This window comes from Cupriavidus basilensis OR16 (assembly GCF_000243095.1).
Classification (GTDB): Bacteria; Pseudomonadota; Gammaproteobacteria; order Burkholderiales; family Burkholderiaceae; genus Cupriavidus; species Cupriavidus basilensis_D.
Window position 1 is genome coordinate 13,958 of the sequence record NZ_AHJE01000077.1, and the last position, 16,810, is coordinate 30,767.

The window sequence follows — 16,810 nt, forward strand, 5'->3', positions numbered from 1 at the left end:
GACCATGGATAGCACTACCTTGATCTCGCTGAGCCTATGCGCGGCGGCCATCGGGCTAGCCGCCTTGGCCGTGCCGCTGGTGGGGCAATGGCGGCAACGTCACCGCGCCGAGCGGACCATCGACGCTGCGCTCTCGCGGCAGGCGGCCGCCTCTGCCGCTGTGCCGGACGCTCCCGCCACTGCCAGCGTCGCCAACGCTGCTGCGGCCCAGAGTGCCGGCGCTCGTATTGGTGCGCGCCTGGGTGGCCAGCTTAGCAAGCGCTTTGACCAGCGTTGGCTAGAGTCGCCTTTGGGCAAGGCCGTGGTGACGGCTGAAGAACAGCGCCTGCTTGAGCAGTGCGGCTTTTACGGTGACAGGGCCCGGGCCATATTTGGGGGGCTGCGCTTGTCATTGCCGGCGGTCCTGGCGGCTGGGGTCTTCGCATGGCGTTTGCCCACATCGCTGATGGGCGCAACGATGTGGGCCTTCGCCACGTTCGCGGCATTGTTCCTGGCGAAAATGGGCGCTGCAGCGCCGGGCTGGCAGCCGCATGCTGCGCCTGGAGGATGAGTTGCCTGTGCTGGTTGACATGCTGCGCCTGCTGCAGGGCGTGGGGCTGTCGATCGATCAGAGCCTGCAGGTGATCGTGGCCGAGTTCGGCGGCATGCTGCGCGTGCTTGGCCCTGAGCTGATGCGTGCCAACCAGCAGTTCGCCTCGGGCCGGTCGCGCGACCAGACGCTCCAGCGCATCGGCAAGTTGTTCGACAGCGAGGACCTGAAGAACCTGATCACCATGCTTAGCCAGGTGGATCGATTTGGCGGCGCTGTCCAGGAGCCGCTGCGGCAATTCGGCTTGCGCCTGCAGGAGTCGCGCAAGGCGCGCATGAAAGAGCAGGTGGGAAAGCTGACCGTGAAGATGACTGCGGTCATGGTGGTGACCATGCTGCCCGTATTGCTGATCATCACGGCCGGGCCAGGTTTCTTGGGCGTGATCAGAATGCTTGCGCATATGTCGGGGGGATCGAAATGAACGAACAAGACAAGCGCTCTGGAAGCAAGACGACTCGTTCGCCTTGGCCCGCGCGCTCCTTTACTGCCTTGGCAGCGGCATTGGCCCTGGCCGTGCTAGCCGGCTGCGGTACCAGCTCGGCCAGCCGCATGAGCGAGCAGGCCGATGCCCAGGTGGAGTTGTCGAAGCTGCGCGACAAGCAGGACCGGGCCGTCTACGACGACAAATCGGTCTACCTCGGGCTGATCGGCAAGATGCAGGAGGAGGGCCTGTACTTCGCGTCGCTCGCGCATATCGACGTCTACGAGAAGCGCTTCGGCGCCTCGCCCGCGATGACGCTGATGCGCGCGGACGCGTTGCGCGAGACCAGCCAGGACGCTGCGGCCGAGCAGGCTTATCGCAGTCTGGCCGGCACTTCGGCGCAGGCGCGCGCCTACCACGGCCTGGGCCTGATCGCCGGCCGCAGGAACGATTTTGCCGCTGCCGCGACAGAGTTCCGGCTGGCCGCCAGTGCCGATCCCACCAATGCTCAGGTGGCCAACGACCTGGGCTACGCGCTGATGCGCACGGGTGCGCTGCCCGAGGCGCGCGTGCCGGTGATGCAGGCCCTGCAGCTCGATGGCAAGAACCCGCGCGTGGTGAGCAACGCGGCGGTCTGGCTCGCTGCCGACGGCGCGCAGCAGACCGTGCCGCAGGCCGCTCCACAATCGGCCCGGCTTGCCGCCGCCGGGACGGCTGGCCCGAGCCATCAACGCCTGACGGACTTCACCCAGGCCACGCCATGAGAGCACGTTCAATGGCACAACTTCGCGTTCCCCAATACCCGTTGCCCGATCCGACGGCACCAACCCAGGAGATTTCCATGAGCCAGACCGGAACGAAAAGCGTGCGTGGCCTCGCCCGCCGCAGCGGGCTGGCACTCGCGATCGCGGCGTTCGGGTTGGGCGCCATCCCCGCGGCAGCCCAGTCGGAAGTCACGGCGTCCCCCTCGGCGCGGCCAGCCCGGCAAGAGGTTGGCCCGCGTACCCGCGGCATCCTTGAGATCCAGCGCAGTGGCGCCCAGGCCGGCGAGCTGCAGGTGTTGCACGGAGAGCAGGCAGCCCTGTCCTACCAGCGCTACATGGCGACGTTCACCTATCCGATCCCCGAGTTCTATACGGGCCAGGCGGGATCGAAAAACGGCGCCGGCGGCGGAGCAGGCCAGGGAGTGGCGGGCCGATGAATCGCTGCTGCTCGCATCTCGTCGCCGGGCGCCGACGCGGGCAGCGCGGTGCCATCGGCGTGCTTGGCGCCTTGCTGCTGGCAACGGTTGCGATCGGATCGCTAGTGTCGATCGATGTCGGCCATGTGTTCTACCGGCAGCGCCAGTTGCAAAAGGTCGCCGACATGGCCGCACTGGCGGGCGCGCAGCAGCTCAAGCAAGCCGCGGCCGCCGCCACCGTGTCGGCCAATGTGCTGAGCGCCACGCAGTCGGCTGGCGCGCAGAATGACTACGCCGGCACGGCGACCGCCAATTGCAGCGCAGCGGGCAGCAGCGATGCCGATGGCATGCGTGTCTGCCTGGGCGTATGGGATCCGGCTTACAGCACTGGCAGCGACACCGTACGGCACTTCAACGCCGGTTACGACACCACCAAGCTATCGGCAAACGCGGTGCAGGTGGTTGTGACCCAGACCGTGCCGATCCTGTTCGTGATTCCCGGCAGCGCGTCGCGCCAGTTGCGCGCGGAGGCGATTGCCAATGCCAGCCCGCCGGTGGCTTCGTTCTCGGTCGGTAGCGGGTTGCTGGACGTCAACACCGGTAGCAGTGTGCTCAGTAGTTTGCTGGGGACGTCGGTGCAGTTGTCCGTTTTAGACTGGCAAGGCTTGCTCAACACCAATGTCACGCTCGACCAGCTGCGCCTGAAGCTGGGTGTCGGCACCATTGATGACTTGCTGAAGACATCGCTGTCGATCCAGCAGTTCTATGCGCTCGTGCTCGGCGCCGCCGGCAAGGACTCGCTGCTGTCCACGGCGCTGGGTAGTCCGCCCACGCAACTTGGGTTGAGCGGGGTCAAGGCTAACGTGGGACTGGGCCAGTTGCTGAACCTGGGCGTGCTGGCGCCGGCGGCGTCGTCGGCGGCTGACGTGGCGCTGAACGTTGCGCAGTTGCTGGTGCTCGGGGCGCAGGTTGCCAATGGCAACTCGGCGATCCAGGTAAAGGTGCCTCCTCTTAGCGTACCCGGCCTTACGAGTATCGGCGCCCAGCTCTATGTCGTGCAGCCACCCGTGATGGCCGTGGGGCCGGCGCGCCAGCTGAGTCCCGGGGTCTGGCAGACTACCGCGCACACGGCGCAGGTGGGGTTGCGGCTCGATGCCGCAATCAAAATTGACGTGGCCAGCCTGGTGGGCGTCGGCATCAGCCTGCCACTCTACGTCGAAGTCGCGGCGGCCACGGCCTCATTGCAGGGCATTCAGTGTGCGGCCGCAAAGGCAGATTGCCGTGCCACATTGGGGGTGAACACAGGCTTGGTCAAGGCCTGCCTTGCCGCAGCTTCTGGCAGTGGCTGCGCGTCCGGCCCCGTCACGCTAGTCGATACCGGGATTAGTCTTATCGGTACGGGGGTGAGTATCATCGCCAGCGGCACTCCGCGAACTAGCGCGGTCGGCGTCAACAGCTCGATTGTGAGCATGGCGCCAGGCACAACGACCCGGGTCGGAGCGCCCCAACCGCTGACGGGTGTCCTGGTCGATGTTGTGGGTAACTTGAACCTGACTGTCGCCGTCAAGGTACTCTGGATTGACTTGCTGAGCGTCAATTTGCCGCTAGCCGGTCTGCTTACTCCATTGTTCTCTGCTTTGGACAGCCTGCTTGGCCCCCTCCTAGGCGCCCTAGGCATCCAGCTAGGCTACGCCGACATCTGGATGCAAGGAATCGACTGCAACAACGCCGAGCTGGTGTTCTGAGCCATGCAGCAGGCTAATCGCTATACGGCGGAAGACAGATGAAGACAGATCGCTGGGCTTACGAGAGCCTTGAAGTATATGTATGGGAAGGCAAGTCCGACATTGCCGACCGTGTGGCGCGGTTCCTGTCGCCGCTGGGCGTGGACGTGATCCGCGCCGGCGCGCTGGAGGCCTTGCCCGCGGAGCCGCGGCTCAAGCCGTGCGTCGCGGTCATCAGCGTCTCGGTGATCGGCGCGGCGAAGTTTACCGCGCTGGACTGGGAGGCGGCCCACGGCATGCCCGTGGTGTGGGTGGCGGCGCCGGGGCGCGAGACCGATCCGGGGCGCTTTCCCGCGGAGTATGCGCATATCCTGGCCGACGATTTCACGGGGCCGGACCTGCGCAACCAGATCGGCAAGCTGCTGCCGCAGTTGCTGGCCGCCGCCGAGCCCGCGAATGCGTTGGCGGACCTGGTGGCGGAGTCGCCCGCCATGCACCAATTCCTGTCGCAGGTGGAGACCTTCGCGGACTTCGGCAGCAACGTGATGCTGTACGGCGAGACCGGTGCGGGCAAGGAGCGGATCGCGCAGCGCTTCCACGAGCGCAACAACGTCTATGGCAAGGGACCGTTCGTCGCCGTGAATTGCGGGGCGATTCCCGATGGCCTGTTCGAGTCGCAGTTCTTCGGCCATGCCAAGGGCGCGTTCACCGGCGCGATGTTCGCGCATCGCGGGTTCTTCGAGCAGGCCAATGGCGGCACGCTGTTCCTGGACGAGATTGGCGACCTGCCGCTGTTCCAGCAGGTCAAGCTGCTGCGCGTGCTGGAGGAGAGCGCGCTGACGCGGCTGGGCTCGACCATGCCGGTGAAGCTGGACTTCCGCCTGGTCGCGGCCACCAACAAGGATCTGCGCGAGGCCGTGTCGCAGGGCCGCTTCCGTGCGGACCTGTACTTCCGGCTGGCGGTGATCGAGCTGCGGCTGCCCAGCCTGGAGGAGCGGGGCGCCGTCGATAAGGTGGCTTTGCTGGTGTCGTTCCTGAAGCAGATGCTTGGGGCGTCTGGCCTGGACGCATTGCCGCCCGTGCCTGACTGGCTCAAGGGCGCGGTGGGCACGGCGTTCTTCACGGGGAATGTGCGCGAGTTGCGCAACCTGGCCGAGCGCAGTTGCGCAACCTGGCCGAGCGCATCGGCATTACCGTGCAGCAGACCGGGCATTGGGACGAGGAGCGGATCCGGCCCTTTTTCCGTAGCCTGCGCCCGGGTGCGTTCGATAGCAGCGAGCGCACGGCCGACTGGCGTGGCGAGACGGAGGAGCGCCGCCGCATCGTCGCCGCGCTGGATGCCAATAGCTGGCGGCGCCAGGATACGGCGGCCAGCCTGGGCATCAGCCGCAAGGTGCTGTGGGAGAAGATGCGCAAGTTCCAGATCGCCGACAACGAGGCCGAGCCGGCGTGAATCGCCCCCGTGCCATGGCAGGGTGGTTTCAAGCGTCATGGCGCAATATCGGTGAGTGGAAACGGGTTCGGTGGGTCAAATGAAAATGGCCGCATGGCGGATCTTGCTCGCGCTCATACGCTGTTCAACATGCGCCGCAGCAGCGCGGCGCCATCGCGTCCCTTGTAGGCGCGTTGCCATAGGTCATTGACCATGGTGGTGTACAGCCGTACCGCCTCAGGCGCCGCGGTCACGGTGGCGATGCCCGTGGACACATTGGGGAATTCGCCAAAACGAAATGGGCTGGTGGCCACATAGGCCTTGCCGGGCCGCTCGAAGACCTGGAAGGTCACGTTGGGCATGCTGCCGTCGACAATGCCGATCTGCAGGCCGATGGGCTGCGCGTCCAGCAGGTCGATCACGCGTTCGATCTCGCGCCGGGCAGCCAGCGAGCGCTCCATGCGCACCGCGGGCGGCAGGTCCAGCCGTCCCACCAGCCCAAAATGCACGAAGCGTTCCAGCGAGCGCAGGTCGATCAGGCTGGTGATGGGCGGCACGCTGCGCGCGAACGACTGCTTGCGCTCCTCCAGCAGGTCCAGCAGCGCGTCGATGGTTGCGGCTGGCGCCGGCTGCGGGCTCTCGGCCAGCATCTGGCGCAGGTGGCCGACGTAATCGGGCGACGTGAGCAGGTAGGAGATCGGTTCGAAATGCGCCAGGATGCGCGTCGCGCCGTGCTCGAGCTGGCGCATGCGTTCGATATACGCCACGGCCGAGTAGTAGTACTCGGACTCCACCCCCAGCATCGATGCCAGCGAAGTGCCGAGCAAGTGGGCGAGCCGGCCAAGCGTCTCGATCTTGACGATGTCGCCCTTTTCCATGCGATAGATCGCCGCGCGCGACACACCGAGTTGCTCTGCGATGGCTTCTGCGCGCATCCCCGCGCCTAGACGATAGGCACGCAGGCGATTGCCGATTTCAACGAAATCAACGAGTGGGCCGGCAGCGAGCGGAGCGTCCATCCTCGGGAAATCTCAAAAAGAAGACAAGACCCATCCTAGCATGGGCTGCCGCCGGAGGCGAGAGAAGGATCGTGGCGGCATGCAATGCTGCCGGGCATCCCCGTGTTCAAGGCGTTGGCGCGTCAAGACAATGTCGCCATGATGGCCAGGCAAACCGGCCGGGTCACCATTTGTGCATTAATGTGCATTCAGCACGCCATTTTGGTGCGCACGGAAGGCATTAATGCCCACCGTAGTCTCGTAAACGAGACTTGGCTAGTTTTTTGGATGGCATGTATATTGCAATCCGCATCATGAGGACGGCAATCCGCCAGTCTCTCGCATTACGCCTGCCACATTAAGCGAGCGCCTCAGGCGCCAGAAAAGGAATCCGATGAAGAAGTCCCTCGCCACGGCGCTGTCCGCGGCCGTTACGACCGTCATGACTGCCACCCTGGCCCTCGCCGCCGCCAGCCAGCCTGCGCATGCCGCCGGCTATCCGGACCGGCCCATCACCATCGTCGTGCCCTATGCCGCTGGCGGCAGCAACGACTTGGTGGCGCGCGTGCTGAGCCAGCGCCTTGGCCAGGACCTGGGCGTATCGGTGGTGGTGGACAATGCGCCGGGCGCCAGCGGTACCATCGGCGCGCTCAAGACCATCAATGCGCCGGCCGACGGCTATACGCTGCTGCTGGGTTCCAATAGCGAAATCTCGATCGCCAAGCTCACCAACCCCAAGATCAAGTACGACGGCCAACGGGATCTCGTGCCATTGCGCATGGTGGGTTCGCAGCCCATGGTGCTGGTGTCCGGCGCGCAGTCCGGCATCCAGGGCGTGGCGGGTTTCCTGGCGCTGGCCAAGAGCAAGAAGCCGGTCAACTACGGCACCTCGGGCATCGGCACGCCGCTGCACCTGTCGGGTGAGTTGATCCGCGGCGCGAGCAAGGTCGATATGACCCACGTGCCGTACAAGGGCGGCGCGCCGGCGATTGCCGACCTGATGGCCAACCAGATCGAGCTGGGCGTGCTGGTGCTGTCGACGGCGCTGCCGCAGATCAAGTCGGGCAAGCTGCAGGCCATTGGCGTGACCTCGGCGACGCGCTCGCATGCCGCGCCCAATATTCCGGCACTGGCCGAGAACAAGGCGCTGGCCAATGTGGATATGCGCCTGTGGTTTGGCCTGTTCGCGCCGGCGGTCACGCCCAAGGCCGTGACCGACAAGCTGACGGACGCACTGGCTCGCGCCATCAACGCGCCGGACGTGAAGAGCAAGCTGTCCGAATCGGGTGTCGACATCGATGCGAAGGACGCCGTCGCCTTCCGCGGGTTTATCGCCAAGGAAACCGAGGCGTACCGCAAGATCGTGAGCGAAGCCAATATCCAGGAATAACCTGGATCCTGGAACCGGCGCGACGATGCCCGGGTGCTTGCGCCCCGGGCATCGTCGCTTTTGCGCTCCGGTCTTACGTCTCGCGCATCAAGGAATGCGGATCTGCTTGACCTTGAACTTGGCGTCACCGAAGAGCGCCTTGTCATACTCGCCCAGCAGCTCCACTTTGGTGGTTGCGTCCACCGGCTTTCCGGCAGGCCACAGCTTCTTGTCGATCTTGATCCGAATCTGGCCGGTGCCGTCGTCGAACTGGTAAAGCTCATGGCCGACGTTGCTGATGATCTGCCCGCGCAGCACGGCGTGCTGGTCATCCTTGCCCTGCTCCGTCAACGCCTTGACGGTGGCCGCCGGAACCGTGGTTGGGCCCACGTACTGCGCTTGTGCCAATGCGGCCGTAGCCGTCAGTGCTGCCGCGATCAGGATGCGTTTCATGGATTCTCTCTCAGGTTTGGTTGAAACATGCCGGCTGGGGGGCGGCAACCTGGCCAGCCCATTGTGCCGGAGGCGGTGCTTTTGCACTGGCTCAGCGCCTATTGTGGCTAGCGCTGGCTGAACCGAAGCTGAATGGCGCGCGGGCAACGTTATGATGGCGCCTGCTGCTGCCGGCCACTCATCGCCGCACCGGTCCGCTCACACATTCCTAGGGATTCACATTGCGTTTTCTTCACACTGCCGACTGGCATCTTGGGCGCGTATTCCATGCGCGCAGCCTGCTTGAAGACCAGGCCTGGGTGCTTGACCAATTCGTTGCGCTGGCGCGCGAGCTCCGGCCGGACGCGGTGCTGATCGCCGGCGATGTGTATGACCGCGCAGTGCCGCCGCCCGAGGCCGTGGCGCTGCTGGACGACGTGCTGGCCCGCATCGTGGTGGATGCCGGCATTCCGGTGGTGATGATCGCCGGTAACCACGACAGTGCCCAGCGCCTCGGCTTCGGCGCGCGGCTGTTGACAGCACAGGGTTTGCACGTGGCCGGCATCACGGAGCGCGAGGCCACTTGCGTGACCTTGTCCGACGCCCACGGCGAAGTGCGGATCTACGCCTTGCCCTATGCAGAGCCCGCGGCCGTGCGCGATGCCTTCGGCATGGAGCTGCCCGGGCACGAGGCGGCGCTCGCGACGCGCCTGGACGCGATCCGCGCGAGCCATCCGGCGCATGCGCGATCGGTGGTGGTGGCACATGCGTTCGTGATCGGCGGCGAAGCCAGCGAATCCGAGCGGCCGCTGTCGGTGGGCGGCAGCGGCGCCGTGGCCGCGGGCGTGTTCGCAGGCTTCGACCTGGTCGCGCTTGGCCACCTGCATCGGCCGCAGACTTTCCACCAACGCATCCACTATGCGGGCTCCTTGCTGAAGTACTCGCTATCCGAAGTGACGCACGCCAAGTCGGTCTCGCTGATCGAGCTGGCGGCCGACGGCAAGGTCAGCATCGAGGCGATCCCGCTGTCGCCCCGGCGCGACCTGCGCGTCGTCGAGGGGAAACTGGCCGATCTGCTGGCGCAAGGCGCTGAAGATGCGCACCGCGATGACTATGTCCACGCAGTGCTGACCGATACCGGCGCCTTGCTCGATCCGATGGCGCGCCTGCGCCAGGCTTATCCCAATGCGCTCGCCATCGAGCGCGCGGTGCTGGCACGCACGGGCGAGGCTGGCGCGGCCGGCCAGCGCCTGCGCCAGCTCGATACCGGCGAGCTGTTCGCCAACTTCTTCAAGGAGGTGGCGGACGAAGAGCTGGACGACGACAAGCGCCGCGTGCTCGACCATGTGCTTGAGGGCATCGCCCGCGCAGACCGGGAGTCCGCATGAGACCGCTGCGCCTGAAACTGCAAGCCTTCGGCCCGTTCGCCGCCAGCGAGGAAATCGACTTCAGCCGGCTCGGGGAGCAGGCCTTCTTCCTGATCCACGGCCCCACCGGCGCGGGCAAGACCACCTTGCTCGATGCGATCTGCTTCGCGCTCTACGGCGACACTTCCGGTGGCGAGCGCAGCGCGCAGGACATGCGCAGTGCCAATGCCGATCCGGGCTTGCGCACGGAGGTGACGTTCGAGTTCACCTTGGGCGGCCAACGCTACCTGGCCACGCGCTCACCCGCGCAGGAGCGGCCGAAGCTGCGCGGCGAAGGCACCGTCAAGGAAACACCCAAGGCCCAGCTCGATGTCATGGGCGACGGGGGCTGGACCAGCAAGGCGAGCCAGCCCAACAAGGTCGATGAGTTCGTGCGCGACTTGCTGGGCTTCGACAGCAGCCAGTTCCGCCAGGTCATCGTGTTGCCGCAGGGGCGTTTTCGCGAATTGCTCACGGCGGATTCCAAGAGCCGCCAGGCCATCCTGGAGCGATTGTTCCGCACCGAGCTATACCGGCGCGTGGAGGAACTGCTCAAGGGGCAGGCGGCCGGCATTCGCCAGGAAGCCGAGCGCCTGCGCATCGAGCAGACGGCGTTGCTGCAACAGTATCAATTGGAGTCGGTGGACGCGCTGCGGGAACAGGCAGCGGGGTTACAGGCCCAGCTTGCCGAACTGCGGCAGCGCGATGTGGCTGCGCGCGCGGTGCTGGAGGTGGCCACGCTGGCAACCAGGCAGGGCGAGCAGACCGATGCCCGCCTGCGCGAGCAGCGCGATACCGACGCGGCCCACGCCGCGCTGATGGCGCAGCGGCCCGAGATGGAGGCGCAGCGCCAGAGGTTGCAGGCAGCACGCCGCGCCATGCAGGTGCAGCCGTTCGAGCAGCACCTGGGGCAGGCGGAGCAGGAACACCAGCAGGCGCAGCAAGCGCTGGCCGTGGCCAGCGCGCGGGCCGCCGATTGCGCCGCTGTCTCGGCCACTGCCGTGGCGGGGCTCGAGGCCGAAGCGGCCCGCGCCGGCGAGCGCCAGGCAGTGCAAAAACAGGTGACGGAGCTGGAGGCCATGTTGCCGCAGGCGCAGCGGCTCGGCGTGCTGCAGCAAGAGCAGCACGCCGCCGCCCGCCAGCAGGCGCAAGCGGCCGCGGCCCATGCCGGGGCAGTGCAGGCGCAGCAGCAAGTCACCGCCATGCTGCGCCAGGCCGAGGCCGGCCTGGCGCAGGCACAGGAAGGCGCGCGCGGGATGGAGACGATCCAGCTCAAGCAGGCCGGCCTGGCACAGCAGGCAGCCACGCTCGACAAGTACGCTGCCACGCTGGCGCAGTGCGAACCGGCGCGCCGGCAGGCCGAGGCCGACCAGCTTGCCGCGCAGCAAGCCGCCATGCAGCAGGCGGCAAGCCGGCTTGGCTTGCGTGAGACGGAGCAGGCCTGGCGGGCCGGGCAAGCCGCGCGGCTGGCGGCCGGCCTGCAGGATGGCCAGGCGTGCGCGGTCTGCGGCAGCACCGCGCACCCGCAACTGGCACAGCACGTCGATGCACCGGTCTCCGACGAAGCACTGGACCTGGCCCGCGAGGCCGCGCGGCTTGCTGACCAGGTGGCGCAGGGCGCGGCCAGCCGGGCGCAGGCTGCGTTGCTGGTGGCCACGCACCGGCAGGCGCAACTGGAAGAACTGCGTGAAGCGGTGGGTGCGGCGGGCATGCCCGACGGCGCCGCGCTGGACCCGGTTGCGGCCAGGCAGCAGCTTGCCGACGCTATCCAGGCGCTGTGCCAGCAGCAACAGGCGGCAGAGGCGGCCGCCGGCCGCCGCCAGGCGCTGGCCGCGGAAGTGGAGCGGCAACAAGCCGCTCTCACGGCAGCCGAGGCGGCCATCCGCGCCGCCGATGCCGCCGCGCAGGAGGCGGGCCAGCATCACGCCAAGCTCCAGGGCGAGTGGCAGGCAGCCAGCACGCAGGTGCCGCCGGACTGGCGCGAACCCGAGCGGCTGACCGGCGCGCTGGCACAGGCACGCCGGGATCTCGCCGCGCGCGAAGCCGCGCTGGCCGCCGCGCACGCCGCCGACAGGCAGGCCGGGGTGGGCCTGGCGGCTGCAATGGCCGCGCAAGCCGCCGCGCAAGCGAGCCTGGCCAGTCATGCCCAGCGCCAGACGCATGCGGGCGCGGCCTTTGCGAGCGCGCTGGAACAAGCCGGCTTTGTCACCCGCCAGGATTATGCCGAGGCGCGCATGCCGGGCGCGCTGATGGCGCAGTCCGAAGCCCAGGTCAATCGCTTCGACCTCGACCTGGCCAGCGCCGGTGATCGCCGCGAGCGCGCCGCCATCGCAGCGCGCGACCTCGCTCCGCCGGATCTGCCGGCCCTGCGCCAGTCCCAGGCGGATGCCGCCGCCGCGCTAGAGGCGCTGGTCCGCCAGCAGGCAGACCTGCACCGCAGCCGCGAGAACCTGCTGCAATGCCAGCAGCGGCTGGATGCGCTGGCCAGCAAGGGCGCGGACATCGAGCGCAGCTATGCGGTGCTCGGGAGGCTGGCCGAGGTGGCCAACGGCAACAATCCGCGCCGCATGACATTCCAGCGCTTCGTGCTGGCCACCTTGCTCGACGAGGTGCTGGAAGCGGCCTCGCTGCGGTTGATGCGCATGAGCCGTCACCGGTACGAGCTGCAGCGCGTGCGCCAGCAGGGCGACCAGCGCACCGCCGGCGGGCTCGACCTGGAGGTGTTCGACCATGACACCGGCATGGCCCGCCCGGCCAACACCTTGTCCGGCGGGGAAGGCTTCCTGGCCTCGCTGTCGCTTGCGCTGGGCCTGGCCGACGTGGTGCAGTCGCGCGCGGGCGGGATCCAGCTCGATACCTTGTTCGTGGATGAAGGCTTCGGCACGCTCGATCCCGAAAGCCTGGATTTCGCCATTCGTACCCTGATCGACCTGCAGCAGGCGGGCCGGCTGGTAGGCATCATTTCGCACGTGGCCGAGCTGCGCGAGCGCATCGATGTGCGGCTGGAGATCCGGGCCGGGGCGGGCGGCAGCCGGGCGGAACTGCAATTGCCGTAGCGGCTTGGGGATCCCCGCAGTGGGGCCTGAAGAGCGTAAGCTGTCCGTTGTTCCAGTTCCCGGTGGGGCCGCCGGAAGGTGGCTTCCAAGAGGGGCTTCCAAGGCTAGCTTACAACTGCCCTACGGTCGTGGCCGGCTAACGCACAAGCGATTTGCCGCCGCCTTGACCACCCACGGATAGGGGGTGTAACCTGTTCATTCTGCGAATTGAAGTTCGCAATTAGAACAAACCACGATAATAAAAAACCAAAGTCTGTTGGATTCGTTTCCGGCGGCGTGCCTTTTGCAAGCGGAGGGCGCCCAAGCCGGATGACACTTCCGGCAGGACTGTCCGGAGACAGCGCTTGCGCGCCGCCTGATTTCCCTCCTTGGCGGCTGGTTCCGGATAGTTCGTCCGGACTCTCGGAACTGGAACGCAAGTGATCAACAAGCTATTCGACTCAGTGGAATCGGCCATGGCCGATATCCAGGACGGCGCCACCATCCTGATCGGCGGCTTCGGCATGGCAGGCATGCCGGCTGAGCTCATCGATGCCCTCATCGCTCAGGGCGCCCGCGACCTCACCATCGTCAACAATAACGCCGGCAATGGCGACACTGGCCTGGCTGCGCTGCTCAAGACCGAGCGCGTGCGCAAGATCATTTGCTCCTTCCCGCGCCAGGCCGATTCCTACGTCTTCGACGCGCTCTACCACGCTGGCAAAATCGAGCTGGAACTGGTGCCGCAGGGCAACCTGGCCGAGCGCATCCGCGCCGCCGGTGCCGGCATCGGCGGCTTCTTCACCCGCACCGCCTATGGCACGCCGCTGGCCGAGGGCAAGGAAACCCGCATCATCGACGGCCAGGGCTATGTCTACGAGACCCCGATCCATGCCGACTTCGCCCTGATCAAGGCGCTGCGCGCCGACCGCTGGGGCAACCTGACCTACCGCAAGACCGCGCGCAACTTCGGCCCGATCATGGCGATGGCGGCCAAGTGCCCCATCGTGCAGGTCAGCGAGATCGTCGAACTCGGCGAGCTGGACCCGGAACACATCGTGACCCCGGGGTTGTTCGTCAAGCGCGTCGTCAAGATCGACGGCGCCAGCCAGGCCGCCGCCTGAGCGCCAAGGAGATCCAGAATATGCAACGCCTGACCCGCGATCAGATGGCCGCCCGCGTGGCCAAAGACATTCCCGACGGTGCCGTGGTCAATCTCGGCATCGGCCTGCCCACCCTGGTCGGCAATCACCTGCCGGCTGACCGTGAAATCCTGCTGCACAGCGAAAACGGCCTGCTCGGCATGGGCAAGGCACCGCCCGCCGGCGAGGAAGACGGCGACCTGATCAACGCTGGCAAGCAGCCGGTCACGATCAAGCCGGGCGGCTCGTATTTCCACCACGCCGATTCCTTCGCCATGATGCGCGGCGGCCACCTCGACTTCTGCGTGCTGGGTGCCTTCCAGGTGTCGGTGAAGGGCGACCTGGCCAACTGGCATACTGGTGCGCCGGGCGCGATCCCCGCCGTGGGCGGCGCCATGGACCTGGCTATCGGTGCCAAGGAAGTGTTCGTGATGATGGAGCACCAGACCAAGCAGGGCGAGAGCAAGGTCGTGGCTGAATGCACGTATCCGCTGACTGGCATGACTTGTGTCACGCGCATCTATACCGATCTGGCAACCATCGACGTCACGCCCGACGGGCTGGTGGCGCGCGATCTGGTTGAAGGCCTGTCCTTCGACGAGCTGCAACGCTTGACCGGCGTGCCGCTCAAGCAAGGCGTTTCTGCCTGACCGGCGGGGCCATCCCCGGCGAGCACGCTTCCAAGCTTCCCGTTTTCACGAACAAGCAAGAGAGAGAGACAACCATGACCGAAGCCTTTATCTGCGATGCCATCCGTACCCCCATCGGCCGCTACGGCGGCAGCCTGTCCGGCGTTCGCCCGGATGACCTGGGCGCGGTGCCGCTCAAGGCCTTGATGGCACGCAACCCGAACCTCGACTGGTCCGCCATTGACGACGTCATCTACGGCAATGCCAACCAGGCCGGCGAGGACAACCGCAACGTGGCGCGCATGTCGCTGCTGCTGGCGGGCCTGCCGCAAAGCGTGCCGGGCGCCACCATCAACCGCCTGTGCGGCTCGGGCATGGACGCTACCGGCACCGCCGCGCGCGCGATCAAGTCCGGGGAAGCCGGCCTGATGCTCGCCGGCGGCGTGGAAAGCATGAGCCGCGCCCCGTTCGTGATGGGCAAGGCTACCAGCGCCTTCTCGCGCGATGCGCAGATCTTCGACACCACCATCGGCTGGCGCTTCATCAACCCGGCGATGCGCGCGGCTTACGGCGTGGACTCGATGCCCGAGACCGCCGAGAACGTCGCCACCGACTACAAGATCAGCCGCGAAGACCAGGACCTGATGGCGCTGCGCAGCCAGGAAAAGGCATCGCGCGCGCAAGCCGACGGCACGCTGGCGCAAGAAATCGCCGCAGTCACGATTGCCCAGAAGAAGGGCGACCCGCTGGTGGTGGAGCGCGACGAACACCCGCGTGCGACCAGCATGGAAGCGCTGGGCAAGCTGCGCGGCGTGGTTCGCGCCGACGGCACCGTGACCGCCGGCAATGCTTCGGGCGTAAACGACGGCGCCTGCGCCATCCTGCTCGCCAGCGAAGCCGCGGCCCGCCAGCACGGCCTGACCCCCAAGGCCCGCATCGTCGGCATGGCAACCGCCGGCGTGGCGCCGCGCGTGATGGGCATTGGCCCGGCACCGGCCTCGCAAAAGCTGCTCAAGCAGCTTGGCATGACCATCGACCAGATGGACGTGATCGAGCTGAACGAAGCGTTCGCCGCGCAAGGCCTGGCCGTGCTGCGCGAACTCGGCGTGGCCGACGACGATGCCCGCGTCAATCCCAACGGCGGCGCGATCGCGCTGGGCCACCCGCTCGGCATGAGCGGCGCCCGCCTGGTCACCACCGCCATGTACCAGCTGCACCGCACCGGCGGCCGCTTTGCGCTGTGCACGATGTGCATCGGCGTGGGCCAGGGCATCGCCATGGTGATCGAGCGCGTCTGATCGGCGCCGCCTGATACCTGATAGTTTGACGCCTCGGCGCCCGCGGGTTTCGGCTCGCGGGCGCCGTCGGCTAAAGATTGCCGCACGGCCGCCGTTAGTAACAGGTGGAAGCGCAGGCTGATGAAGTTTCCCAACGCAAAGAAGCAGCGCGACGGGGCCGACTGGCTCGCCGGCTCTCGTCGCATCCTCTTCAGCATGACCCGGTGCCGTTGCCGCCGGTCGGAGTAAGTGATGTCCCTTCCCGTTGCCACGCTCGTTACCGGCGCCAGTTCCGGTATCGGCCGCGCCATCAGCGAAATGCTGCTGGCCGATGGCGTGACCCAGGTGGTCAATGTCGACTATGTCGCCCCCACCTGGTTCCATCCCAACATGACCTTCGTCCAGGCCGACCTGACCAATGCCGACGCGACCCGCGCCGCGGCCGAGCAGGCAACCTCGCGTTTTGCCGTGACCCGGCTGGTCAACAATGCTGGCGCCACCCGCCCCGGCACAGCCGACACGGCGCGCGTCGAGGACCTGGACTACGTGGTTGGCCTGCACCTGCAAGCCACCCTGCTGCTGACCCAGGCCTGCCTGCCCGCGATGCGCGCGGCACGCTTTGGCCGCATCGTGAACATGGCTTCGCGCGCGGCGCTGGGCAAGCCGGAACGCGTGGTGTACTCCGCCACCAAGGCCGGCCTGATCGGCATGACCCGCACGCTGGCGATGGAACTCGGCGGCGACGGCATCACGGTCAATGCCGTGGCGCCCGGCCCGATTGCCACCGACCTGTTCCGCAAGAGCAACCCCGAAGGCAGCGAGCAGACCAAGCGGATCCTTGCCAGCATCGCGGTCAAGCGCATGGGCACGCCGGAAGACGTGGCACGCGCCTCGATGTTCTTCCTTTCGCCAGACAATGGATTCGTGACCGGCCAGGTGCTTTATGTGTGTGGCGGCACCACCTTGGGCGTCGCACCTGTGTAGTCCCGCGGCGTGACCCGCGCCAAACGCGCGGCGGTCATCACGCCGCAGTATTTTGTCCGTAGAAAACTAAAAAAGATGACCCGCGCCACAAGCGTGGGCTTGCAGCGATTTATCCTGGAGCAAACATGAAATCCGATTCCCAAGCTCGCACCCCGCACAACAGCGCGCGCCGTCGCCTGCTGGCTGCCGGTG

12 protein-coding genes and 2 pseudogenes are annotated in these 16,810 nt (G+C 66.8%); 12 read left to right on the forward strand and 2 right to left on the reverse strand.

Features of this window, described 5'->3' with window-relative positions:
- Nucleotides 1-4 precede the first annotated feature (4 nt).
- From OR16_RS26185 to OR16_RS26205, 5 genes and pseudogenes are all read left to right on the forward strand, one after another.
- A pseudogene (locus tag OR16_RS26185) lies at nt 5-1,010 on the forward strand (type II secretion system F family protein).
- The gene (locus OR16_RS26190) at nt 1,007-1,774 is read left to right on the forward strand and encodes a pilus assembly protein TadD (protein ID WP_081488889.1); all 768 of its coding nucleotides are present in this window, start codon (nt 1,007-1,009) and stop codon (nt 1,772-1,774) included. The pseudogene OR16_RS26185 and the gene OR16_RS26190 overlap by 4 nt, the downstream one beginning before the upstream one ends.
- Nucleotides 1,775-1,851: 77 nt before the next feature.
- Nucleotides 1,852-2,211, forward strand: coding sequence for a DUF3613 domain-containing protein (locus tag OR16_RS26195; RefSeq protein WP_006161339.1), 360 nt, complete (start codon nt 1,852-1,854; stop codon nt 2,209-2,211).
- Nucleotides 2,208-3,935, forward strand: coding sequence for a TadG family pilus assembly protein (locus tag OR16_RS26200; RefSeq protein WP_006161340.1), 1,728 nt, complete (start codon nt 2,208-2,210; stop codon nt 3,933-3,935). Before OR16_RS26195 ends, OR16_RS26200 begins: the two co-directional genes overlap by 4 nt.
- A gap of 38 nt (nt 3,936-3,973) precedes the next feature.
- A pseudogene (locus OR16_RS26205) lies at nt 3,974-5,367 on the forward strand (sigma 54-interacting transcriptional regulator).
- A 113-nt stretch (nt 5,368-5,480) separates the two neighbouring features.
- On the opposite strand, the gene OR16_RS26210 reads toward OR16_RS26205, so the two are convergent.
- Nucleotides 5,481-6,365: a helix-turn-helix domain-containing protein gene (locus OR16_RS26210; RefSeq protein ID WP_006161342.1), complete on the reverse strand. Its 885-nt coding sequence runs from the start codon at nt 6,363-6,365 to the stop codon at nt 5,481-5,483.
- A 373-nt stretch (nt 6,366-6,738) separates the two neighbouring features.
- Between OR16_RS26210 and OR16_RS26220 the strand changes: the two genes are divergently transcribed.
- Complete coding sequence (locus OR16_RS26220) at nt 6,739-7,734, forward strand: Bug family tripartite tricarboxylate transporter substrate binding protein (RefSeq protein ID WP_006161343.1); 996 nt, start codon at nt 6,739-6,741, stop codon at nt 7,732-7,734.
- Nucleotides 7,735-7,821: 87 nt separating this feature from the next.
- On the opposite strand, the gene OR16_RS26225 is transcribed toward OR16_RS26220, so the two are convergent.
- Entirely contained in the window at nt 7,822-8,166 is a 345-nt protein-coding gene (locus tag OR16_RS26225; RefSeq protein ID WP_006161344.1) for a YgiW/YdeI family stress tolerance OB fold protein, read from the reverse strand.
- Between the two features lie 221 nt (nt 8,167-8,387).
- Between OR16_RS26225 and OR16_RS26230 the strand changes: the two genes are divergently transcribed.
- From OR16_RS26230 to OR16_RS26255, 6 genes are all read left to right on the forward strand, one after another.
- The gene (locus OR16_RS26230) at nt 8,388-9,533 is read left to right on the forward strand and encodes an exonuclease SbcCD subunit D (RefSeq protein WP_006161345.1); all 1,146 of its coding nucleotides are present in this window, start codon (nt 8,388-8,390) and stop codon (nt 9,531-9,533) included.
- Entirely contained in the window at nt 9,530-12,607 is a 3,078-nt protein-coding gene (locus OR16_RS26235) for an AAA family ATPase (protein ID WP_006161346.1), read from the forward strand. The genes OR16_RS26230 and OR16_RS26235 overlap by 4 nt, the downstream gene beginning before the upstream one ends.
- A 419-nt stretch (nt 12,608-13,026) precedes the next feature.
- Complete coding sequence (locus OR16_RS26240; RefSeq protein WP_006161347.1) at nt 13,027-13,710, forward strand: 3-oxoacid CoA-transferase subunit A; 684 nt, start codon at nt 13,027-13,029, stop codon at nt 13,708-13,710.
- Nucleotides 13,711-13,730: 20 nt separating this feature from the next.
- Nucleotides 13,731-14,378, forward strand: coding sequence for a 3-oxoacid CoA-transferase subunit B (locus OR16_RS26245; protein ID WP_006161348.1), 648 nt, complete (start codon nt 13,731-13,733; stop codon nt 14,376-14,378).
- A 74-nt stretch (nt 14,379-14,452) separates the two neighbouring features.
- Nucleotides 14,453-15,655 (forward strand): 3-oxoadipyl-CoA thiolase, encoded by a 1,203-nt coding sequence (pcaF, locus tag OR16_RS26250; protein ID WP_006161349.1) that lies wholly within the window; start codon nt 14,453-14,455, stop codon nt 15,653-15,655.
- 231 nt (nt 15,656-15,886) lie between these two features.
- Complete coding sequence (locus OR16_RS26255; RefSeq protein ID WP_006161350.1) at nt 15,887-16,618, forward strand: SDR family NAD(P)-dependent oxidoreductase; 732 nt, start codon at nt 15,887-15,889, stop codon at nt 16,616-16,618.
- Nucleotides 16,619-16,810: the final 192 nt, after the last annotated feature.